The organism is Pseudomonas sp. URMO17WK12:I7 (genome assembly GCF_003269045.1).
GTDB lineage: Bacteria > Pseudomonadota > Gammaproteobacteria > Pseudomonadales > Pseudomonadaceae > Aquipseudomonas > Aquipseudomonas putida_J.
In genome coordinates this window covers 17,763-39,621 of record NZ_QLTL01000022.1, presented here as the reverse complement: position 1 = coordinate 39,621, position 21,859 = coordinate 17,763, and the positions used below count along the sequence as shown (strand labels likewise).

Sequence of the window (21,859 nt, the reverse complement as noted above, 5' to 3'; positions counted from 1 at the left end):
TCAAAGGGGATTAACGCTGGCTACCGTTGCTTCCATTGGCGCCTTGGCCCCCGGTTCCTTCCGAGCCGCTGCCATCCATCCCTGGCAAGTCACGGTTGTCATTCTGCCTGGCCGGGGGGCTCTCTGGGTCATTGCCCTGGATACGCGGGTCGGTATCCCTGGGCATGGGTTTCTCGATTGGGTTCAGGGTACTGTCGACACCCGGCTGCGGCGCCGGGTTGTGCGGGTCATCGGGGTAGGTCGGCCCGGTGCCGACCGCCAGGGCCAATGGCGAGGTGAGCAGGGCAATCAGCAGCAGGGCTGAACGGTTCATGGCAGGCTCCTTTGCGTAGGGTAGGGCTCATATCTGTGTTGGGCCCTACCCGAGGTGCTCAGGTGCCATGATCCCGATCAACGGTCACACCACCGTCGACAGCGCCATGATGAAGATGATGCCGACGATCGACAGGATCGTCTCCATCATGCTCCAGGTCTTGAAGGTTTCCGCCACGGTCATGTTGAAGTACTGCTTCACCAGCCAGAAGCCGGCATCGTTGACGTGGGACAGGATCAGCGAGCCGGCACCGGTGGCCAGCACCAGCAGTTCACGGTTGACCCCAGGCACCAGGTCGATCACCGGGGCGACGATGCCAGCACCGGTAATGGTCGCCACAGTCGCCGAACCTGTGGCGATACGGATCACCGCAGCCACCAGCCAGGCCAGCATGATCGGTGAAATCTCTGCCTGCACGGCCATCTGCCCGATCACGTTGCCCACGCCGGTATCCACCAGCATCTGCTTGAAGCCGCCACCGGCACCGACGATCAGCACGATTGCCGCCGTCGGGGCCAGGCTCTGGTCGAGCATCTTCATGATCTGCTGGCGGCTGAAGCCACGGGCCGAGCCGAAGGTGTAGAAGGCCAGCAACAGGGCCGCGAGCAGGGCAGTGATCGGGTGGCCGATTAGGTCCATCCACTGGCGCAAGATGTGCTCGGCCGGTAGTACCACGTCGGCGAAGGTCTTGAGCAGCATCAGCGCCACGGGTAGCAGCACGGTGACCAGGGTGATGGTGAAGCTGGGCAGGTTGCTCTGGTCCGACTCCTTGGCAATCTGGTCCATCAGTTCCTGCGACGGGTTACCGGGGATGTACCGGGCAATGAAGTTGCCGAACAGCGGGCCGGCGATAATTGCCGTGGGCAACGCGACCAGCAAGCCATAGAAGATGGTCTTGCCGATATCGGCATGGAAGATGCCGATGGCCAGCAGCGGGCCCGGGTGTGGCGGGACCAGGCCATGCACCACGGAAAGGCCGGCCAGCAGTGGGATGCCGATCTTGATCAGCGACACCCCGGAACGCCGGGCGACGATGAACACCAGCGGAATCAGCAGCACGAAGCCGATCTCGAAGAACAGCGGGATGCCCACCAGGAAGGCGGCGAACATCATTGCCCAGTGCACCTTCTTCTTGCCGAAGGCGCGAATCAGGGTTTGCGCGATCTGGTCGGCGCCACCGGAGTCGGCCATCAGCTTGCCAAGCATCGTCCCCAGGGCGAGGACGATACCGACGAAGCCGAGCACCCCGCCAAAACCGTCCTGGAACGATTTCATGACCTTGGCCACTGGCATGCCGGAGGTCAGGCCGAGGAAACCGGCGGCCAGGGTGAGGGCGACGAAGGGGTGGACCTTGAAATAGGTGATCAGCAAGATCAGCCCGACGATGGTGACCAGCGCGTCGAGCAGCAGGTAGGTATCTGTAGCCAGTCCGAACATGGTTTTGATGCCTCGGTCTTATCGTTGTTTTTGGCGTAGCGTTTATGGAACTTTCGCCGCCTTCAGGCGTCGAGACAGCGCTGTCTTTGGTGAGCCGGAAAAACCGCCGGTTCAGGCAGTCCGCGCCAGGTTCCGCTCACCGCAGGGCTTTAGCCAGGCGTCTACCGTTTCGGCGAGTACCGCAATGGGTTGAGTGGCGTCCAGCGGCAAGGTCAGGGGTTCGCCATGGGGCGCCTCGAGGGCGGCGAACTGGCTGTCGATCAGGCTGGCCGGCATGAAGTGGCCGGGGCGGGCGAGTACGCGCTTTTCTGCTTCGGCGGGGGTGAGCTCGAGGAATACGAACACCAGCTCCGGCATTGCCGCGCGCAGGGTGTCGCGGTAACGCCGCTTGAGCGCCGAACAGGTGAGGATCGGCCGTTCGCCAGACTTCACCGTCGCTTGCAGTTCCTGGCCCAGGCGCACCAGCCAGCCGGCACGGTCAGCGTCGTCCAGAGGGATGCCAGCGCTCATTTTGCGGATGTTCTCGGCAGGGTGAAAGGCGTCGCCTTCGATCAGGCGACCGCCGCTTCGCTTGGCAATGGCATCACCGACGCAGCTTTTGCCGCAACCGGCCACGCCCATCACCACGATGGCGGACAGGGGAGAATTCATCAGTACCTCCTGCGGGGTGAGATAGCGCTGTCTCGTCGCTGACGAAACGCCACCTCCCCGGTGTTATTGGTCTTGTCCTTACGCAGTATGGACGCTTGGCAGAGCGCTGTAGTGGCCACTACCAAAGATTACATTGCCTGCGTCCTGAGACAGCGCTACCTTAGTGGCCGTTCCCCATTCCTGCAAGTAGTAAAATTACAACATCCATGACCCGCACAGGCTCCCGCACCACAGGTCGTCCCACCCTGGCAGAAGTCGCCAGGCTTTCCGGGGTTTCCCCGATCACCGCTTCGCGCGCCTTGCGCGGGGTCAGCACGGTTGCCCCGGAACTGGTGGAAAAGGTCATGGCCGCCGCCGCGTCCCTGGGCTACGTCGCCAACCATGCAGCCAGGGCGCTGGCGTCGGCGCGCAGCCAATCGGTAGTGGTGCTGATCCCGTCGTTGTCCAACCAACTGTTCATCGACACCCTGGAGGCCATCCACGAGGTGATGCGCCCGCGTGGGCTCGAAGTACTGATTGGTAACTATCACTACGATATCGACGAAGAAGAAAACCTGATCCGCAATTATCTGGCCTATCAGCCCTGCGGCATGCTGCTGACCGGCTTCGACCGCAGCGACGCGTCGCGGCAGATGCTGGCAGCCAGCGGCGTGCCCTGCGTGCACATGATGGAACTGGGCGGTGAGGCTGGCGCGTTGTCGGTGGGCTTTTCCCAACAGCAGGCAGGGCGGGCCGCCGCAGCCCACCTGATTGCGCGTGGCCGGCGGCGCCTTGCGTTCATTGCCGCGCAGCTCGACCCACGTGTGATGCAGCGTGCCGAAGGCTACCGCCAGGCCCTTGCCGAAGCCGGCATGCTGGCCAGCGAGCTGGAGATCCTCGCACCGCAACCGTCGTCCATTGCATTGGGCAGCGAACTGTTCAGCCAGCTATTGGCCCAGGCCCCCGATGTGGATGGCATCTTCTTCTGTAACGACGACCTTGCCCAGGGCGCGGTGTTGCAGGCGTTGCGCCAAGGCATCGAGGTGCCGCGCCAGGTGGCAATGGTTGGGTTCAACGACTTGCCTGCCTCGGCGCACATGGTGCCGCGCCTTACTTCTATTCGCACCCCAAGGGCAGCCGTTGGTCGGGGCGCAGCACAGGCATTGCTGGCACTGCTCGATGGCAAGCGAGTGGCAACCGAGCAGCAAGACCTTGGCTTTGAACTGATGGTGCGCGAGAGCTCATGAGGTTTTTCAGGACCTGCCTGTAACTGGTTAATCAGAAAGTGATATCAACTGGCTTGCACGGCAAAAATGCCGATCTATGCTCAGGAAAATCCGAGCATCGAGGATCCTGGCACCATGTTCGATTTCCACCGCAAGTCTGACCTGATCGAGATTCAGCGCACCCACAAGGCCCTGGCCGAAGCCCAGGCGAAGCTCGCGGCCATAAGCCGCTGCATGGCGATGATCGAGTTCGCCCCTGACGGCACCATCCTCGATGCCAATGCCCAGTTCTGCCAGGCCATGGGCTACAACGTTGATGAACTGCGTGGCAAGCACCACCGCCTGTTCTGCGACCCCGGCTATGCCAAGAGTGCCGAGTACCAGCAACTGTGGCAGGAACTGGGCCAAGGCAAGGCCATCAGCGGCACCTTCGAACGCGTCGACAAGGCTGGCCGTGAAGTCTGGCTGGAGGCCAGCTACATGCCGGTGGTGAACGAGCAACAGCAGGTTACCAGCGTGATCAAGGTGGCGGCCGACATCAGCCAGCGGGTGAAGGACGAACATGAAAGCGAAAGCCTTCTCAAGGCCATTGGTCGCTCCATGGCCGTGGTCGAGTTCACCCCGCAAGGGCGGGTGATCAAAGCCAACCGCAACTTCCTCCAGACAATGGGCTACTCCCTCGAAGAAGTGCAGGGCCGTCACCATGGGCTGTTCTGCCTGCCCCATGAGCGCGAATCCAGCGCGTACCGCGAGTTCTGGGCGTCTCTCAATCGCGGCGAGTATCACTCGCACCGCTTCGAACGGGTCAACAAGCAGGGCCAGACAATTTATCTGGAGGCCTCGTACAACCCGATCTTCGACAGCAAGGGCCGCCTGTACAAGGTGGTCAAGTTTGCCAGCGACATCACCGCGCAGGTCAGCACCCAGCAGAGCGCCGCTGATGCAGCCCACGCCAGCTCGGTGCAGACCGATGCCTGCGCGCGCAAGGGTACCGAGGTGGTGCAGCAGACCGTGGCGGTGATCGAGCAGATTTCCCAGGAACTCAATGATGCCGCGCGCAGCATCGATGCGGTGAGCAAGCAATCGGATGTGATCGGGCAGATCGTGCTGACTATCCGTGGTATCGCCGACCAGACCAACCTGCTGGCCTTGAACGCGGCCATCGAGGCGGCCCGGGCCGGTGAGCATGGCCGCGGCTTTGCCGTGGTTGCCGATGAAGTACGCAGCCTGGCGGCGCGCACCAGCAAGGCGACGCTGGAGATCGTCGATGTGGTGCGGCAGAACCACGACCTGTCGCTGACCGCCGTGGCCAGCATGCAGTCGAGCCTGTCACGTACCGGGCGGGGCGTTGAGCTGGCCAACGAGGCGGGGACGGTGATCATGGAAATCCAGCAGGGCTCCCGCCACGTGGTCGACGCCATCAGCCAGATCAGCTCGACGCTGCAATTGCACTGAGGGAATTGCCCAGCTCCCTCAGCAAGGCCTGCAGGCTCGCTTCCAGCTGCAGGCGCAATGCCTCCGTCGGCAGCCCCAGGGCGTGTGCCTGTTCGATGGCTTCGCAATCCTTGACCACGCCACGTACCCGCAGCATCTTGGCGCCCCCTTTTATACGGTGGGCAAGGGCACGCAATGCCTCGTGGTCGCTGGCGGGGCCAAGCGCTTGCAGGGCGGCCAGGTCTTGCTGGGCACTGTGTGTCAGTTGTTCGAGCAGGCGCCTGGTCAGCTGCTGGTCGTCCTGGGTCAGGTGCCGCAGTTCGTTGAGGTCGAAGCCGCTTGTGTTGGGGGCTGACGTCGGCGCGCTGGTTCGCAGGTGCGGCAGGTGAGCCTTCAGTGTGCGCAGCCCGATGGGCTTGAACAGGCAGTCGTCCATGCCGCTTTCCAGGCAGCGTTGACGCTCTTCGGCCTGGGCATTGGCTGTCACTCCGAGAATGCTGCAGGCGGGCTGCCCGCTGGCTTGCTCCAGCTGGCGCAGCCTGCGGGCCAGCTCATGGCCGTCCATCACCGGCATGCTGCAGTCGGTGATGACCAGATCGAATGTGTGCGCTTGCCACAAGGCCAGGGCAATTTCGCCATTTTCGGCCAGCGTCACCTGGTGGCCGAGGCTGTTGAGCTGCTTTTCCAGCAGCATCAGGTTGGCAGGGTAGTCATCGACCACCAGCACATTCAGTTGCCCGCTGACGGCTTCGTCGTCGTCCTGGTTGAGCTCCACCGGTGCGGCTGGCGCGCTCGGTACAAGCTGCAACTGGACGCGCACGCGGGTGCCGACGCCTTCCACGCTTTGCAGGTCGAGCCTGCCGCCCATAAGCTCGGCCAACGTCCGGCTGATCACCAGGCCCAGGCCAGCGCCCTGGCTGGCCCGTGGGCCTGAGGCCTGGGTGAAGGTGTTGAACAGCCGCGCCTGATCCTGGGGGGCAATGCCGATGCCGGTGTCGCTCACGCCCAACTCTATCAGCACGGTTTCGCCTGCCGCCGAGGGTTTGAATGCAAGGCGCGCCACGACGTCGCCACGGTCAGTGAACTTGATCGCATTGCTCAGCAGGTTGGAAAGGATCTGCTTGATCCGCAACGGGTCGGCCAGGACCCAGAGTGGCTCGTCAGGCAGCTCGCTTTGCAGGTGCAGGCCCTTTATCCGTGCATTGCCCTCGAATACCCGCAGCGTGCTGCGTACCAGGTCGACCAGGTCGGTCGCTACAGGCTGGAGGGTCATGTGCCCGGTTTCGATGCGGGATATGTCGAGGATGTCGCCGATCAGCCCGAGCAGGCCGATGGCGGAGTCGTGAGCGGTTTGCAGGACCTGAGTGTCGCAACGGCCAGAGCGGTTGTCATTCAGTGCCAGCTCCAGCAAGCCGATCACCGCGTTCATGGGAGTACGTATCTCATGGCTCATGGTCGCCACGAACGCGCTTTTGGTCTTGCTGGCCTGTTCGGCTTCGTCCTTGGCTTGGCGCAGCTGCTCCAGCAACCCGCGGCTGAAGGCCAGTTGTGTCTGGAGCGCGCGTTGAGCTTCGGTGCGTTGGTGGATCAACTTGCGCAGGTAGCTGTTCCAGAACACCACGCCCGCCAGCAGCAGGGCTGACAGCACCAGCACTTGCAGTGTCAGTGTGCGGTAGTTGCGCCAAGGGCTGTCACTGACCAAGGTGCTGGTGTGCCAGCGGTTTATCAACTGACCCAGCTCTTCTGGGGGAATACTGATCAGTGCCTTGTCGAGGATGGCCTGCAGTTGCGGCTGGTCAGGTGCCACGGCGAAGGCGGCGGCAGCTGGCTCGTCGTCCATGACACTGGCGATACGCAGTTGCCCCTTGAATACGTGGTTGGTGTAGTACGAGGCATTGATATAGCTGCTATAGGCGACGTCAGCATCGCCATTGGCCACTGCTTCCATCAGGCCAAGGGGGTTGTTGACCATGACCAGTTTCGCATGAGGAAAGCGGCGCATCACTTCGTCGCGCAGGTGGGAGCCATGCAGAAGGGCGATGCGCTGCGTATCGAGGTTTCCATCTTGCAAGGGCGAGGGCGCCTGAATGCGGGTCACCAGCACGCGTGGGCTGACCAGATAGGGGCGGGTATAGCGCAGCTGCGTCGCGCGTTCTGTGCCATAGCCCAGTGCCCCGATCATCTGTGCCTCTCCGCGTGCAACTTGTTCGACCATCTGCTGCACGGTGTCTCGTTCGATGAATTCGAACTGCAAGCCGGTGCGCAGGGTAATTTGTTTGAGGAGGTCGACGGTAATCCCGTTGATATGCTGTTGGGCGTCGTTGAAGGTCAGCGGGGCAAGGGCGGTATCGACCAGCACGCTTATGGTCGGATGGCGGGCTATCCAGTTCAGCTCTTCGTCTGTCAGTGCCGACAGGTGACGCTCAAGCAACAAGCTGGTATTGCCGCTGCTCCAGCGGCGCAGGATATTCAGGCGTTCGCTTTCGGTGATCCTGGCCATGGCACTGTCGACCAGGCGGTGCAGCCGCACATTGTCATTGGCGAAAGCGAAGGCAAAGCTGGCGGGTGCCACCTGTGAAAAATGGTCGATCTTCATCGTGCCTTGGTAGCTTTTGCCAATCAGGTAGTCGGTACTGATGGCATCGCCCAGATAAGCGTCCGCCTCACCCAGCTCGACCGCTGCCAGGCCTGCCAGGGTCGAGCGATAGAGGCTCAGTTGTGCCTTAGGGTAGAGCGCGCGAACGGTCTCGCCCGGCAGGTAGTGGTCGACCATTGCCAAGCGTAAACCGGCCAGGTCGTTGCTCAGCTTCAGGGGTGTATCCTGACGCGTCACGATCACTGGCAGATCATCGGCGTAGGGCACGCTGAGACTGAGCTGGGCATCGGCTGCTTCGAAGCCATTGGAGCTGCCCAGCAAGTCGATCTTGCCTGTGCGCAATGCGTCGATCGCTTCGTGGCGGCTGCCGAACCGCCTGACTTCGATCGGGATGCCCAGCTGTTCGGCGATCAGCCCGGCATAGTCGGCACTGAGGCCTTCATAATCAGCCGGGCTGACGTTGATCTCGAACGGCGGGTAATCTGGCCGGGAACTTCCCAGCAACAAGACGCCGCGCTGGCGCAGCCACTGGCGATCGGCTGCATCCAGTTGCAGGGGGGGCGCGGCACTGGTGGCGCGTGCCAGCAAATGCCGTGGTTCACTTTCGGCGAAGGCCATGAGCGGTAAGCAGGCCAGGGTGATGAACAGCGTCAGGCAGGCCAGGACACGCTCCATACTGCCCGGGTGTTCAGTTGACATGGTTGCGTTTGGCCAGATCAACCATTTCCACCAATGACTCGGTCTTGAGCTTTTCCATGATGCGACCACGGTAGGTGCTGATGGTCTTGGCGCTGAGGTTCATGCAGGCGCCGATGTTCTTGTTGTTTTCACCACGGCTCAGGCGCCGCAGCACTTCCATCTCACGGTTGGACAGGCTGCTCAGGCGCTCAGGCTCGCTCTCCAGGGTGTTGCTGTTGACCGCCATCTGCGGAAAGGTGGAGTAGCCTTTGATCAGGGCCTTGAGGGCGAATACTACGGCGTCCAGATCCTCGCCTTTGGTGACAAATGCACCGATGCCGGCATCCAGGCAGCGGCGTACGTAAAGATCGGTGGCCTGCCCGGTCAGCACCATGATTTTCGGTGCTGGTTCCTGTTGTTGCAGGCGCTTGATGACCTCCATGCCATCCAGGCCGGGGAGCCCTATATCCAGCACCACCACATCGGGCCGCAAATCGCGCACCTTCTGCGCCACTTCACTGCCATTGTCGACTTCGCCGACGACACGGAAGCGCTCACGCTCAAGCAGTATGCGCAAGGAAAAACGGACGATGGCATGATCATCAACGATCAGCACTGTTGTCATGTCACTAACTCCTGTCGGAATGTGGTCGGCCCCCCGAAGCAATCAGGAGACGTCTGCAAGCTTTTTCTGCTGTGCGGCACGATACGACCATTCCGGATCCTAGGTAATGGCGAGTATAGATATGTTGAACAAGCAAGCCGGTATTGTAGAAATTTCCTACAAAAATGCCGTTACAGGCATCGCCAGAGGCGACGATACCTGTGCTGGGGGGAAGGTCAGGCGCAGGCCGGGTGTGGCTTGAGGACGCGCTGGGTCGAGGCGGGGTTGTTGCTCAAGGCCTGGCCCACCCGTGTTGGGCGGGCCAGCAGCTGGCCACTGCAATTCGGGCAGCGCCCCTGCAAGCGGCTGTGGGCGCAGTGGCGGCAGAAGGTACATTCGAAAGAGCAGATCATCGCATCCGGGCTATCGCCCGGCAGATCGGCATCACAGCATTCACAATTAGGGCGCAGCTCCAGCATGGGTATCCCTCCGGTCTGGTGGAATGTGCAGTCTGCTCCGCCCTTTGTCGCCTTTGCAATGCTACTCGCCGGGGCGGTACAGGTGGGCGTGGCCGGCGCGGTACAACGCCGACTCGGTGAACGGTGCATCGCCGAGCACATGGCCGACGAGGATCAGTGCAGTGCGTCGAAAGCCCTTGCTGGCAACCTGCTCGACGATATCGGCCAGCGTACCGCGCACCCAGTCCTGATCCGGCCAGGTGGCGCGATGAACCACTGCGATCGGGCAGTCGGGACCGTAGTGGGGCAGCAGTTCTTCGACGATGCGTGGCAGGTGCTTGACCCCGAGGTGAATGGCCAGGGTGCTGCCATGGCGGGCAAGGTCGCCGAGCTGTTCGCCTGCGGGCATGGGGGAGCTGTCGCCGTAGCGGGTGAGGATGACCGTCTGTGCCACTTGCGGCAGGGTCAGTTCGCAGCCAAGCAGCGCCGCACTGGCTGCGGTGGCTGTGACCCCGGGGACTATCTGGTAGTCGATGCCCAGTTCGCGCAGGTGGCGGATCTGCTCGCCGATGGCGCCGTACAGGCTGGGGTCGCCACTGTGCACCCGGGCCACGTCCTGGCCCTTGGCATGGGCGGCGCGGATGGCGTCGATGATCTGCTCAAGGTGAAGTTCGGCACTGTTGATGACCGTCCCGGCACGATGGCCTTCGAGCACCGCGGCGGGTACCAGGGAGCCTGCGTAGATGATCACCGGGCACTGGCGGATCAGGCGCTGGCCCTTGACCGTGATCAGTTCCGGATCGCCGGGGCCGGCGCCGATGAAGTAGACCGTCATGGCAAATCCTTGAATAGGTGAAAAATGCGATTATCTGCTGCAGGCCAGTGCCAGGGTAGCGGGGCCGAGCACCTGCCGGGCCACCTTGAGTGTGGCGCGAGCGTGACTGAGGCTGGCCAGGGCCAGTGCCGCGCTCTCGGCCACGCCCCAGCAGCCGCTGTGGGCATAGGCGACAGGGGAGCGGTGACTGAGTTGTGGCTCGAACGCCTGCAGTTGCCCGGCATCGAAAACCAGCAACGGCAGGGCGTGACGTGCGGCGAGTTGTTGCAGGCCTGGCTCATCGGCTTTGCCGGCGATGCTGGCAATGCCGTGAAGCGCTGAGGTGCTCAGGCCATGACGCTGCAGCACTTCCTGCAACAAGGTATCGAGAACCTCCACCGGGCAGCCCCGGCGGCAACCGAAGCCGGCGTACAACGCCGGCAGGGTTGGGTCGATAGCCATCAGGCGTGGCTGGAGCGGCGATACAGCCAGGCGCTGAGCAGGCCCAGGGCCACCCAGAACGCCGCGTTGGTCAGCCAGGAAGCGATCTTGAACTGATTTTCCAGCGCTTGCGGGGCCAGGCTTTCGTGGACCTCCGGCTGTGGCGCGCCGACCACGTGGGGCACTACCAGTAGTACCGCGCCCAGTGCCTTGAGCAACCCATGGCGGGCGAACACCAGCAATGCCAGGCCCAGTGCGGTGGCGGCTGCGGTGCCGATCCACCAGCTCTGGCGCTGACCGAGGTCGGCGGCGGCAGTGCCTGGCAGTTCTGGTGGCAAGCCCAGGGTCGGTGCCAGGCAGAACACGGCAAAGCCGGCCATTCCCCACAGTGCGCCAGTGCTGGTGCGGCTCGGTTCACGCAGGCTGTAGAGGGCGGTGAGGATCAAGGCGAAGCCGACGGCAACCACCAGATTGCCGCCGGTGGTCGACAGGATGCGCTGCCAGCCATCCTCTGGCGACCAGGCTTCTTCGCTGTGGCTGTGGCCGGCGCTGGCTTCTTCGCCGTGGCTGTGGTGCTCGGCTGCGGGGGCGGCCGATTCGTAGGTTTCCGCCTGGAGGATCAGCGGTGCGACCCAGAAGCTTTGCAGCAGGGTCAGCAACAGGGCGGCGAGCAGGCCGCTGAACCCGGCAGTGCGGGCGATACGCTTGATCATGGCAGCCTCAGTGGCAAGGGAAGGCGGCGCTGTGGCGGGTGTCGTGCGCGGCGTTGTGCACGGCTTCGATATGCGAGAAGCCGGCAAAGTAGACCAGGCACAGGCCGAGCAGGCTGGCGCCGACGGCGATGACCATGCGCTGGCTGAGGGATACGGGGGTGGCGATGCTGTGTTTGGCGCTGGTGATGGGCATGACGCGATCCTCTGCTTTGCTTTTTGTAAGGGCATGGGACAGGCGCGGCAGCCCCGGGGGCGAGGCACCCGAGGGAATGCGACAGCGCCCGCCCACCGCGGGGTGTTCATGAACGCCAGGCCGGTCTCCGGGCTTGCGAGGAGGAGCAGGGCTCCTTGAAAAGCATCACCTTCCCATGCCGAACTGCGTGGCACAGTGGTCTGGATGCTTCGCTCGCTTACCGTTGCGGGGGCAGCACCGGATTTGCCCGGCCCTGGCGAGGGCCTGTGACGCACCGATTTCCCGTTTCACCCCCAAGGGGGGCACCTGACGCAAGGCGTAAGGAGAGCATGCGGCGCGAGTGGCGTCAAATGCTATGCATCCAGCAGGGGAGGATGCGTAGGGGCTGATAGGTGCTTGCCGATGGAATTGCAGTGTCTGTGAGAACGAGCGCCGCCCGCGCGGCGCATCGCGGATGAATACGCTCCTACATCTGTTTCGGGCCAGTTATTCCTGCGCCCTTGGCGCGCGTACCCTTGGCGCATGGCTGGAGAAAGGGGTACGGCAACAGCGTCACCTTGGATATTGCAGGGAACAAACAAGCTGGACACCGGTGTATCCCCAGGACTGATTGGCCCGGAATAGATGTAGGAGCGGATTCATCCGCGATGCGCCGCGCGGGCGGCGCTCGATCGGATAGGCGCTGCAAGACCGTCGTTGAAAACCTACCCGCTCCAAGCCAATTTCCCCCCCCTCACCCCGAAGGGTGATGGCCTGTACCACTGCCCCATGCAAGAATTCCAACCACAACAACCCCGGCATGGGATCACGACAATGAGCAAAGACCGGCTGAAATCGCCCGACTGGTATGCGCAGATGGCCCGTGTCGTCGATGCTCAGGGCTCGCCCGGCTTTGTCGAGGCGCTGTTCGCCGCACTCAAGCTGATTGCGCCATGCCAGGCCATCACCGTGTTCCTCTACCCACGCAAAGGGTTGCCCTCGGCGTTGTTCGAAAAGGACGAGGAAGGCCCCTGGCTGCCAGAAGGCAACATCCACAAGTACCTTGAAGGCTACTACCTGCTGTGCCCGTTCTACCGCGCCTGCATGGACGGCATCGCCCCCGGTTGCTACCGCCTCAGCGACGTCGCCCCCGACCACTTCAAGCGCAGCGAGTACTACCTGGCGTTCTACCAGCACGCCCACCTGGAAGACGAGCTCAACTTCATCGTGCCGCTCGACGAACACCTGACCATCGCCGTGGCCCTGGCCAGCACCCGCCGCCTGGACCGTCAGCAGGTCAACGACCTCAAGTGCGTGGCCCCGTGGGTCGTGGCCACCGTACGGCGGCAGTGGAGCCACCTCGACGTCGACGCCATCGGCGGGCGTTTCGAGAGCGCCCTGGGCCGGCAGATCAACGCCGCACTGAACAACTTCGGCTCCTCTTTGCTCACCGAGCGCGAGTGCCGCATCGCCCAGTACCTGCTGCGCGGCCACTCGACCCGTTCCCTGGCCGAGCGCCTGGGCATCAGCGAAGACACGGTCAAGACCCACCGCAAGAATCTGTACACCAAGCTCGATATCGCCAAGCAGTCCGAATTGTTTTCGCTGTTCATCGACTCGCTCGCCCAGGCTCAGGAAGGCCTGAGCAAAGACCCGCTGGAAAGCTACCTGCGAAGGCGCTGAACGCGCCGCTTCACCCCACCCGATTTTTACTGTCAGCGGTCTGGCAGGGACAACTGCACGCCGCGTTTTACCCTGGAGAACAACAATGAACGCACCGTTCCAAGCCAAGCTGCAAGCCCAGCGCGATACCCGTGACTACCAGGCCGGCGACGCCGCCCACCACATCCACGCCTTCCTCGACCAGAAGGCGCTGAACGCCGAAGGCCCGCGCGTGATCGTCGGTGGCGAGCGCCTGCACCTGTGGGACAGCGACGGCAAGCGCTACCTCGACGGCATGTCGGGCCTGTGGTGCACCCAGCTCGGCTACGGCCGCAAGGACCTGACTGCCGCCGCCGCCACGCAGATGGACCAGCTGGCCTACTACAACATGTTCTTCCACACCACCCACCCGGCGGTGATCGAACTGTCCGAGCTGTTGTTCAGCCTGCTGCCAGGCCACTACAGCCATGCCATCTACACCAACTCCGGCTCCGAGGCCAACGAGGTGCTGATCCGCACCGTGCGCCGCTATTGGCAGGTGGTTGGCCAGCCGAGCAAGAAGATCATGATCGGCCGCTGGAACGGCTACCACGGCTCGACCCTCGCAGCCACTGCGCTGGGCGGCATGAAATTCATGCATGAGATGGGCGGCATGATCCCGGATGTGGCGCACATCGACGAACCCTACTGGTACGCCGCAGGCGGTGACCTGACCCCGGCCGAGTTCGGTCGCCGTTGCGCCCTGCAGCTGGAAGAGAAGATCCTTGAACTGGGTGCCGAGAACGTCGCCGGCTTTATCGCCGAGCCGTTCCAGGGCGCGGGTGGCATGATTTTCCCGCCAGAAAGCTACTGGCCGGAAATCCAGCGCATCTGCCGCCAGTACGACGTGCTGCTGTGTGCCGACGAAGTGATCGGTGGTTTTGGCCGCACTGGCGAGTGGTTCGCCCATGAATACTTCGGCTTCGAGCCGGACACCCTGTCGATCGCCAAGGGCCTGACCTCAGGTTACGTGCCGATGGGCGGCCTGGTGCTGAGCAAGCGCATCGCCGAGGCACTGGTCGAGCGGGGCGGGGTGTTTGCCCACGGCCTGACCTATTCCGGGCACCCGGTAGCGGCAGCGGTGGCCATCGCCAACCTCAAGGCGCTGCGCGATGAAGGCATCGTGCGCCAGGTCAAGGAAGACACCGGCCCGTACTTGCAGCGCATCCTGCGCGAAGTGTTCGCCAACCACCCACTGATTGGCCAGGTGCAAGGCGCCGGCCTGGTGGCGGCACTGCAGTTTGCCGAAGACAAGGGCAGCCGCAAACGCTATGCAAATGAAAACGACCTGGCCTGGCAGTGCCGCACTTATGGCTTCGAGGAAGGGGTGATCATTCGTTCGACCCTGGGGCGGATGATCATGGCGCCGGCCTTGGTGGCCAACCACAGCGAATTGGATGAGCTGGTGGAGAAAACCCGCATTGCGGTGGACCGTACCGCGCGCGGGTTGGGGATTCTCTGAGACAAAAAACGGGGCCGCTGAGCGGCCCTTTCGCGGCTGAAGCCGCTCCTACAGGTATTGCGCCGTCTGTAGGAGCGGCTTTAGCCGCGAATGGGCCTCACGGACTGAACATCAGTGCGGGGCGCGGGGAATGGTCTTGAGCAGATCTTCCGGGCTGATATGGCCAACCACCTGGGCCACCGCGCTACCTGGCGTCGGCAGGTCGATGATGTGGTTTTTCATCTTGCCGATCACATGCATCTCGCACGGCTTGCAGTCGAACTTCAGGGTCAGCACTTCATCGCCCTGAATCAACTGCATCGGCGCCACCTTGGTACGTACGCCGGTCACGCCCTTGGCCTGCTTGGGGCACAGGTTGAACGAGAAGCGCAGGCAGTGCTTGGTGATCATCACCGGCACTTCGCCGTGCTCCTCGTGGGCTTCGTACGCCGCGTCGATCAGCTGCACGCCATGGCGGTGGTAGAAGTCGCGCGCCTTCTGGTTGTAGACGTTGGCCAGGAACGACAGGTGCGACTCCGGGTACACCGGTGCTGGCGTGGTCTCGGCCTTGCGCGCACCGCGCGGGTGAGCCTGCACACGGGCTGCGGTCAGCGCGTCGATGGCTTCACGGCGCAGGGCCTTGAGCTGCGAGTTGGGGATGAAGAACGCCTGCGGCGCATCCAGCTCGATGCTGTTGGCGTGGTAGATCGTGGTGCCCAGCTGGCCGAGCAGGTCATGCAACTGGTCCAGTGCCTGCTGTGGCTTGTTGGCGACGCCGAACGGGCCGTCCAGGGCCACCTGCACGCTGACGCCTTCCTCACTGCTCACCGTCAGCATCAGGCGCTGTTCGCGCAGCACCGCATGCCATTCCACGCCGACCCGGCGCTCGGCCGAAGTGCGCAGCAGGGCCTGCTGCCAGTTATGGTCGAGGTTGCGCGACAGCGGGTGGTTCGGCCGCAGCTTGTGCAGGCCTTCCGGCATTTCGTTGGGTTCGACGCGGTAGCGATAGCGCTTCTGGCCGTCTTCCTCGAACTCGCCACGCGGCTCGGCGATGTTGGCGCGGAAACCCACCACCTCACGCTTGACCAGCACGTTGAGGCCGTCGCCATTGGTCAGCGGCACTTCGGTGACCACCTGCAGGTCGCGCTTGCCGACTTTCTCCACAACGCCGACCGCAAGGCCGGTGAAGGTCGGCGAGTCGAAGGCGCCAATGTCGACCTTTCGGTCGGTGACGAAATAGTCGGTGCTGCCACGGTGGAAGGTCTTGTCCGGGTCGGGCAGGAAGAAGTGCTCGGTACGGCCGCTGGAGGCGCGGGCCAGTTCCGGGCGGCCTTCGAGGATGGCGTCCAGCTCCTTGCGGTAGTGGGCGGTGATGTTCTTCACATAGCCCATGTCCTTGTAGCGGCCTTCGATCTTGAACGAGCGCACGCCGGCATCGACCAGGTCGGCCAGGTTGGCGGTCTGGTTGTTGTCCTTCATCGACAGCAAGTGCTTCTCGAACGCCACCACGCGGCCCTGGTCGTCTTTCAGGGTATACGGTAGGCGGCAGGCCTGGGAGCAGTCACCGCGGTTGGCACTGCGCCCGGTCTGGGCGTGGGAGATATTGCACTGGCCGGAGAAGGCCACGCACAGCGCACCGTGGATGAAGAACTCGATGGCCGCGTCGGTTTGGCTGGCGATGGTGCGGATCTGCTGCAGGTTCAGCTCGCGCGCCAGTACCAGTTGGGAGAAGCCGGCCTGGTCGAGGAACTTGGCCCGTTCCAGGGTGCGGATATCGGTCTGGGTGCTGGCATGCAGCTCGATCGGCGGGATATCCAGCTCCATCACCCCCAGGTCCTGCACGATCAGCGCGTCGACGCCGGCGTCGTAGAGCTGGTGGATCAGCTTGCGCGCCGGTTCCAGCTCGTTGTCGTGGAGGATGGTGTTGATGGTGGTGAACACGCGTGCATGGTAGCGCCGGGCGAACTCGACCAGTTCGGCGATATCGCTGACTTCGTTGCAGGCGTTGTGGCGCGCGCCGAAGCTCGGGCCGCCAATGTAGATGGCATCAGCGCCGTGCAGGATCGCCTCGCGGGCGATGGCCACGTCGCGGGCAGGGCTGAGCAGTTCCAGGTGATTCTTTGGAAGGGACATGTCGTTATAGGTTCGGGCTGTCACGGTTTAGGGCGGCATTGTAGCGGGGAATAGGGCGGGTGGCATCCTTGAGTGCCGAGAGGTGTGCTGGCTGTACCGGCCCTTTCGCGGCGGTTCGGCGCCCCGACAAGCCCGCTCCCACAGGTTCTCCATCAGCTCCAGGCCAGGTCAGGTCCCTGTGGGAGCGGGCATGCCCGCGAAAGGCTGCAGGGCAGCCCCTAAGCAGTCAGAACTGGTATTCCAGCCCCGCGCCGGCATACCAGGACCGGCCTGGCGCCGCCTCGTAATAGCGGCCATTGCCATCGCCGACAATCACCGAGCCCACATACTGGCGGTCGAGCAAGTTGTCCAGGCGCACCAGCTGGTGGAACGTCCACGGCCCAACATGCTGCTGGAACTGCGTGCGCCAGTTGAACACCGCATAACCCGGCGCCGCATGCTGGTCGTTGGTGTCCTCGACATACACCTTGCTGCGGTACTGCCCCTCAAGCCCCATGCTGATACCGTCGCGCGGCTTCCACACCAGCTCGCCGAACAGGCTGCTGCGCGGCACGCCCGGTAGCTGGTTGCCCTTGTCGATGGTTGCGGTGCCCTGGGTGAAGGCCTCGTCATAGGTGGCATCGAGCAGGGTATAGGCCAGGTTGGCCTGCCATTGCGCGTTCAGCTCGCGCTGCACGCTCAGCTCGAAGCCGCGGCGCAGGGTCTTGCCGGCGTTGCGGTAGCTGGTACGGCCATCGGTCGAAGCCGCGACCACGATCTCGTCCTTGGTACGGATTTCGAAGATCGCCGCGTTGATCCGCGTGCGTTCATCCGGGCGCATCTTCAGGCCCAGTTCGTACTGGGTACTGGTAGCCGGTTCCAGGCCGAAGTTGAAGCCTTCGAGTGCCCCGGGAGCGTAGGCCATCTCCGCCTGGGTCGGGGTTTCGAAGGCCTTGCCGGCGCTGATGTAGCCGTGCAGGTCCGGGGTAAAGGCATACATGACCGACAGGGTCGGTGTGGTGCGCTGGTATTTCTTCGAGCCGCTGGCATCGCCGTTGGCCAGGAAGCGGTCGTCCACTTCCATTTCCATGCTGCTGTGGCGCAAGCCGGCATCCACGGTCCAGCGGTCCAGTTCCCAATGCGCCTGCACATAGGGGTCAAGGCTGGTGGCGGTGTCTTGTTCATCACGGCGCAGGTCGCCTTTCACGCCCAGGGTGTTACCGCTGAAGTTCTGGAAACCACGGCGGTCGTCGCGGCTGCGGTCGTAGTCGGCACCGAAAGTCAGCGTCAGGTTGCCGGGGGCGGCGCTGACCGGCTGGATCCAGCGCAGGGTGCCGCCGTGGAACTCGCGGTCGAAGTCGACCACGCCGCCGCCCCGTGCATTAGCTGGATTCGGTAAAACGACATCCTTGGATGTGGTAATCGTCTTCGGGATCGACAGGTACTGAATGACGCTGCGCTTGCCGGCATACAGGTTGAACTGCAGGGTCGCATCGCCGAAATAGCGCTCGTAGTTCATGCCCACCTGCTGATGGTGGATGCTCTTGCGCGTGTTGTATTCCTCGGCGCGCGCCGCCACCGAGCGTGGGTCGTGCTTGTAGGCGTCCCAGGTCTGGCCGAGCGGGTCTTGCGTGCCGTTCTGCTCCAGGGTGCTGAAGATCAGTGCCAGGCGGCTGTCTGCGTCCGGTTTGACGTGCACCTTGGCGAAGGTCTGGTCGCGGCGGGCGGCACTGTGGTCGCGGTAGCCGTCGGTGTCCATGCGCGAGGCATCGACCAGGAAGCCGGCCTGCTCGCTGCCGCCTTCGCTGTAGACGTGGTTCTTGTTGAAGCCATCGCTGCCGAAGGTGGTTTCGGCGCCCACCTTGGGTGGGCCGGAGCCATCGCGGGAGAACATCTGGATCACGCCACCGGCATTGCTGCCGTAGATGGCAGACGCCGGGCCGCGCAGCACTTCGATGCGGTCCGCCACGTCCAGGTTCAACGAGGCCGCCTGGCCCTGGCCATCCGGGGTGCTGGCCGGGATACCGTCGCTGAGCAGCTTGATGCCACGGATGCCGAAGGCCGAGCGGGCGCCATAGCCACGCGAGGAAATCTGCAGGTCCTGGGCGTAGTTCTGGCGGTTCTGCACTACCAGGCCGGGTACGCGGTTGAGCGCCTCCGACAGGTTGACGCCCAGTTGGCCATCGGCGATCTGGTCGCGGTCGACGGTGTCGATGGAGTAGGGCAGGTCGAAGCTTGGGTTGGGCGTGTAGGTGCCGGTGACCACCACCGGTTCCAGCAGGTTGAAGGTGGTGGCGGTTTCGGCTTGGGCCAGCGGGCACAGGCCCAGGCCGGGCAGCAAGGCGATCAGGGCCTTGCGGCGAAAAGGGGGGTAATGCATGCAGCGTCCTGCTTTGAAGGTTGGAATCGCGGGGGCTGCAACGCAGCCCCAGGGGCCAACCACAGATCGAATCGGGTTAACGTTTGGCAGCCATCGCGGTGACTTCTACGCGCATCTCAGGGTAGGCCAGCGCTGCCACGCCAACCGCGGCACGCACTGGCCACGGCTTGCTGAAGAAGCGCTGGTAGACCTCGTTGAACGCGGCGCGGTCGGCCATGTCGGTCAGGTAGATGGTCAGGTGCATGACCCGGTCCATGCCGCTGCCGGCTTTTTCCAGCGCGTCTTTCAGGGCCTGCAGGGTGCTCTCGCTCTGCTGGGTGATGTCGGCGCCGAGATCGGCCGGAATCTGGGTAGTCACAAGGATGCCGTTGTATTCGGCGACGTCGGAGGAAATGGACTCGGCGTCGGAATCCGGTGTGAAGATGAGATCTGCCATGGGGGTTTGCCTTGCAACGGAAGGAAAGTGGCAAGCCTACGCGAGCAGGCCGCAAGGGTCGAGCCGTTGGGCCTCTATGCATTGAAATACCGAGCCCAGGCGGTCAGAATCGCCGCCGATTGTTGAGCAAGGGGCCGGAGTTGAACGAACAGACATTATCGATGCGCCTGGAGCGTGTGGCAGCGCATGTGCCGCAAGGCGCGCGCCTGGCCGATATCGGCTCGGACCACGGCTACCTGCCGGTGGCACTGGCGCTGCGGGGCGTGATCGAAGCCGGGGTGGCCGGTGAGGTGGCGCAGACGCCTTACGCGTCAGCGCAGCGCAACGTGCGCCGCAATGGCCTGAGCGAAACCGTCACCGTGCGCCTGGCCGACGGCCTGGAGGCCATCGAGCCCCACGACCGCATATCGGCCATCAGCCTGTGCGGCATGGGTGGCAAGACCATGTGCGAAATTCTAGAACGTGGCAAGGCGCGCCTGAACGGCAACGAGCGCCTGATCCTGCAGCCCAATGGCGATGAGCGCGAACTGCGCAGCTGGCTGATGCATAACGGCTACCGGATCGTCAGCGAAGAACTGCTGCGGGAAAACCGTTTCGACTACGAGATCATCGTGGCCGAACCCGACGAGGCGGTGGCCTACAGTGCCGAGGAGTTGTATTTCGGCCCAGTGCTGATGCGTGAGAAAAGCCCGGCGTTCCTGACCAAGTGGCAGCGTATGTTGGGTCAGAAACAGCAAAGCCTGGCCAACTTCGAGCGTGCCCGCGATGCCATCCCGCAGGAAAAACTGTGTGAGTTCGCTCGGCAGATTGGCTGGATCAACGCGGTACTGGCCTGACTCACTGCTGCGAGCAGTTGCCCATTTCGCGGTAGTCGATTTCGCGTTTCTGGCCTTTGTGGTCGACATACACCATGTGCGCGGTACCGACCTGGCAGTCGGCGGCGTTGCTGGCCGGGGTGATCGAGATGACCTTGGCCACATCCAGCGGCATACCGTACTCATAGTTGCTGGCGGTCGGCTGGCTGGCCGGCGTATCGGCGAAGGCGCCAAACGAGGCAAGGGCGGCAGACAGGGCGACAAAAGCGATAGAACGTTTCATGGCAGGCTCCTTTTCCAATGTTTTACCAATGATGTATTCATTGGTGATCCTCAATAAATGGGCTAAGTCGTGATAGATTCCTGCCTGGAACGTACGAATAAGATCGATCTAGGAGCCGAACCCCCATGGACATGCTGCACGCCATGCGTACCTTTGCTCGGGTAGTGGAGTGCGGCAGCTTTGCTGCAGCCGCCAATGCCCTCGACATTTCAGCGGCGCAGGTGTCGCGGATCGTTGCCGAGCTTGAGAACCAGCTGCAAACCCGCCTGCTGCACCGCACCACCCGGCGCCTGCGCATGAGCGAGGCGGGCGAGCGGTTTCTTGAGCGGGCGCGTCAGATCATGGCGTTGACCGACGAGGCCATGGATGAAGCCCGCGGCGCGCACCTCACCCCGCGTGGCCGCTTGCGCCTGCATTGCCCGCACGGCCTGGGCATGCTGCTGATGCCGCTGGTGGCCGGGTACAACGCCCTATGTCCGGAGGTGGCCATCGAGCTGACGCTGTCCCAGCGCAACCCCGACCCGCTGGCCGAGGGGCATGATGTGGTGATCACGGTGGACGAGGCCTTGCCCGACTCGCAGCTGATTGCCGTGCCGTTGGGCACCATCTTCAGCATCCCCTGCGCGGCGCCCAGCTACCTTGAGAGCCATGGCGTGCCCGAGCGGCCGGAAGATCTGCACGAGCATCGCTGCCTGCGCATGGCCTATCCGATGCATGAAGGTGACTGGGTGTTCCCCCAGGGGCTCGACCACTGCGTGATCGCCCCGCGTGACAGCTTCCTGACCAACGTTGCCGACGCCATGCTGGTGGCCAGCGAACTGGGCATGGGTATCGGCCTGCTGCCGTTCTACACCGCCAGCCAGTCCATCGAACAGGGGCGCCTGCGGCGGCTGCTGGCGCCGTATCGGCTACGTGAAAACGCGCTGTATGCGATCTACCCGTCGCGGCATTACCTGGATGCCAAGGTGCGGACCTGGATCGATTATCTCAAGGAACAGCTGCCGGGGTTGTTCGAAAGTCATGCGAAAATCGTCGATGATTCGCGTTACTGGCGCTGATGGGACGCGGTCATTGTAGGAGCGGCCTTGTGTCCCGAGAGGGCTGCAGAGCAGCCCCAGCACCTTCTGCTCCAACGCATAGATCCTGGGGCTGCTCTGCAGCCCTATCGGGACACA

General features: G+C 63.3%; 20 protein-coding genes, 1 pseudogene and 1 riboswitch. Of the genes and pseudogenes, 7 read left to right on the top strand and 14 right to left on the bottom strand.

Annotation, left to right across the window (positions count from 1 at the left end):
• Positions 1–10 precede the first annotated feature (10 nt).
• The 3 genes from H040_RS24410 to H040_RS24400 all read right to left on the bottom strand — a co-directional run bounded on the left by H040_RS24410 (position 11) and on the right by H040_RS24400 (position 2,401).
• Positions 11–313, bottom strand: coding sequence for a hypothetical protein (locus H040_RS24410; RefSeq protein WP_027919022.1), 303 nt, complete (start codon positions 311–313; stop codon positions 11–13).
• An 84-nt stretch (positions 314–397) separates the two neighbouring features.
• Positions 398–1,750 (bottom strand): GntP family permease, encoded by a 1,353-nt coding sequence (locus H040_RS24405; protein ID WP_027919021.1) that lies wholly within the window; start codon positions 1,748–1,750, stop codon positions 398–400.
• 111 nt (positions 1,751–1,861) lie between these two features.
• On the bottom strand, positions 1,862–2,401 hold the full coding sequence (locus H040_RS24400; RefSeq protein WP_027919020.1) for a gluconokinase: 540 nt from the start codon (positions 2,399–2,401) through the stop codon (positions 1,862–1,864).
• 206 nt (positions 2,402–2,607) lie between these two features.
• Here H040_RS24400 and H040_RS24395 point away from each other — a divergent pair, with 206 nt between their 5' ends.
• The 3 genes and pseudogenes from H040_RS24395 to H040_RS28235 all read left to right on the top strand — a co-directional run bounded on the left by H040_RS24395 (position 2,608) and on the right by H040_RS28235 (position 5,061).
• Positions 2,608–3,627, top strand: a complete 1,020-nt coding sequence (locus tag H040_RS24395) for a LacI family DNA-binding transcriptional regulator (RefSeq protein WP_027919019.1) — start codon at positions 2,608–2,610, stop codon at positions 3,625–3,627.
• 66 nt (positions 3,628–3,693) lie between these two features.
• Positions 3,694–4,524 (top strand): annotated as a pseudogene (locus H040_RS28240) (PAS domain-containing protein); the annotation flags it as partial.
• 42 nt (positions 4,525–4,566) lie between these two features.
• Complete coding sequence (locus tag H040_RS28235) at positions 4,567–5,061, top strand: methyl-accepting chemotaxis protein (RefSeq protein WP_371260252.1); 495 nt, start codon at positions 4,567–4,569, stop codon at positions 5,059–5,061.
• Here the strand turns inward: H040_RS28235 and H040_RS24385 are convergent.
• From H040_RS24385 to H040_RS24355, 7 genes are all read right to left on the bottom strand, one after another.
• On the bottom strand, positions 5,036–8,311 hold the full coding sequence (locus tag H040_RS24385) for a transporter substrate-binding domain-containing protein (RefSeq protein ID WP_027919017.1): 3,276 nt from the start codon (positions 8,309–8,311) through the stop codon (positions 5,036–5,038). The two genes, H040_RS28235 and H040_RS24385, sit on opposite strands and share 26 nt — an antisense overlap.
• A gap of 13 nt (positions 8,312–8,324) precedes the next feature.
• Positions 8,325–8,939, bottom strand: coding sequence for a response regulator transcription factor (locus tag H040_RS24380; RefSeq protein WP_027919016.1), 615 nt, complete (start codon positions 8,937–8,939; stop codon positions 8,325–8,327).
• Positions 8,940–9,154: 215 nt separating this feature from the next.
• Positions 9,155–9,397 (bottom strand): DUF1272 domain-containing protein, encoded by a 243-nt coding sequence (locus H040_RS24375; RefSeq protein WP_027919015.1) that lies wholly within the window; start codon positions 9,395–9,397, stop codon positions 9,155–9,157.
• A 61-nt stretch (positions 9,398–9,458) separates the two neighbouring features.
• A complete protein-coding gene (gene cobM / locus H040_RS24370; RefSeq protein WP_027919014.1) occupies positions 9,459–10,211 on the bottom strand; it encodes a precorrin-4 C(11)-methyltransferase in 753 nt (250 codons plus the stop codon).
• Between the two features lie 30 nt (positions 10,212–10,241).
• The gene (locus H040_RS24365) at positions 10,242–10,634 is read right to left on the bottom strand and encodes a cobalamin biosynthesis protein (protein WP_027919013.1); all 393 of its coding nucleotides are present in this window, start codon (positions 10,632–10,634) and stop codon (positions 10,242–10,244) included.
• Positions 10,635–10,651: 17 nt separating this feature from the next.
• Complete coding sequence (locus tag H040_RS24360) at positions 10,652–11,344, bottom strand: CbtA family protein (RefSeq protein ID WP_027919012.1); 693 nt, start codon at positions 11,342–11,344, stop codon at positions 10,652–10,654.
• A gap of 7 nt (positions 11,345–11,351) precedes the next feature.
• Positions 11,352–11,537 carry a CbtB domain-containing protein gene (locus H040_RS24355; RefSeq protein ID WP_027919011.1) on the bottom strand — a complete coding sequence of 62 codons (186 nt, stop codon included), beginning with the start codon at positions 11,535–11,537 and terminating at the stop codon, positions 11,352–11,354.
• A gap of 101 nt (positions 11,538–11,638) precedes the next feature.
• A riboswitch (cobalamin riboswitch) is annotated at positions 11,639–11,862 on the bottom strand.
• Positions 11,863–12,350: 488 nt separating this feature from the next.
• Here H040_RS24355 and H040_RS24350 point away from each other — a divergent pair.
• Entirely contained in the window at positions 12,351–13,199 is an 849-nt protein-coding gene (locus H040_RS24350; protein WP_027919010.1) for a helix-turn-helix transcriptional regulator, read from the top strand.
• An 85-nt stretch (positions 13,200–13,284) separates the two neighbouring features.
• The gene (locus tag H040_RS24345) at positions 13,285–14,679 is read left to right on the top strand and encodes an aspartate aminotransferase family protein (protein ID WP_027919009.1); all 1,395 of its coding nucleotides are present in this window, start codon (positions 13,285–13,287) and stop codon (positions 14,677–14,679) included.
• Between the two features lie 111 nt (positions 14,680–14,790).
• Here the strand turns inward: H040_RS24345 and H040_RS24340 are convergent, their stop codons facing one another.
• The 3 genes from H040_RS24340 to H040_RS24330 all read right to left on the bottom strand — a co-directional run bounded on the left by H040_RS24340 (position 14,791) and on the right by H040_RS24330 (position 19,586).
• Entirely contained in the window at positions 14,791–16,791 is a 2,001-nt protein-coding gene (locus H040_RS24340; RefSeq protein WP_027919008.1) for a peptidase U32 family protein, read from the bottom strand.
• 226 nt (positions 16,792–17,017) lie between these two features.
• Entirely contained in the window at positions 17,018–19,150 is a 2,133-nt protein-coding gene (locus H040_RS24335) for a TonB-dependent receptor family protein (RefSeq protein WP_033696214.1), read from the bottom strand.
• Between the two features lie 76 nt (positions 19,151–19,226).
• Positions 19,227–19,586, bottom strand: coding sequence for a RidA family protein (locus H040_RS24330; RefSeq protein ID WP_027919006.1), 360 nt, complete (start codon positions 19,584–19,586; stop codon positions 19,227–19,229).
• A 140-nt stretch (positions 19,587–19,726) separates the two neighbouring features.
• Between H040_RS24330 and H040_RS24325 the strand changes: the two genes are divergently transcribed.
• Positions 19,727–20,422, top strand: a complete 696-nt coding sequence (locus H040_RS24325) for a tRNA (adenine(22)-N(1))-methyltransferase (protein WP_027919005.1) — start codon at positions 19,727–19,729, stop codon at positions 20,420–20,422.
• Position 20,423: 1 nt separating this feature from the next.
• Here H040_RS24325 and H040_RS24320 read toward each other — a convergent pair whose 3' ends face one another.
• The gene (locus H040_RS24320) at positions 20,424–20,684 is read right to left on the bottom strand and encodes a DUF2790 domain-containing protein (RefSeq protein WP_027919004.1); all 261 of its coding nucleotides are present in this window, start codon (positions 20,682–20,684) and stop codon (positions 20,424–20,426) included.
• A 125-nt stretch (positions 20,685–20,809) separates the two neighbouring features.
• Between H040_RS24320 and H040_RS24315 the strand changes: the two genes are divergently transcribed.
• Entirely contained in the window at positions 20,810–21,742 is a 933-nt protein-coding gene (locus tag H040_RS24315; RefSeq protein ID WP_027919003.1) for a LysR family transcriptional regulator, read from the top strand.
• Positions 21,743–21,859 lie beyond the last annotated feature (117 nt).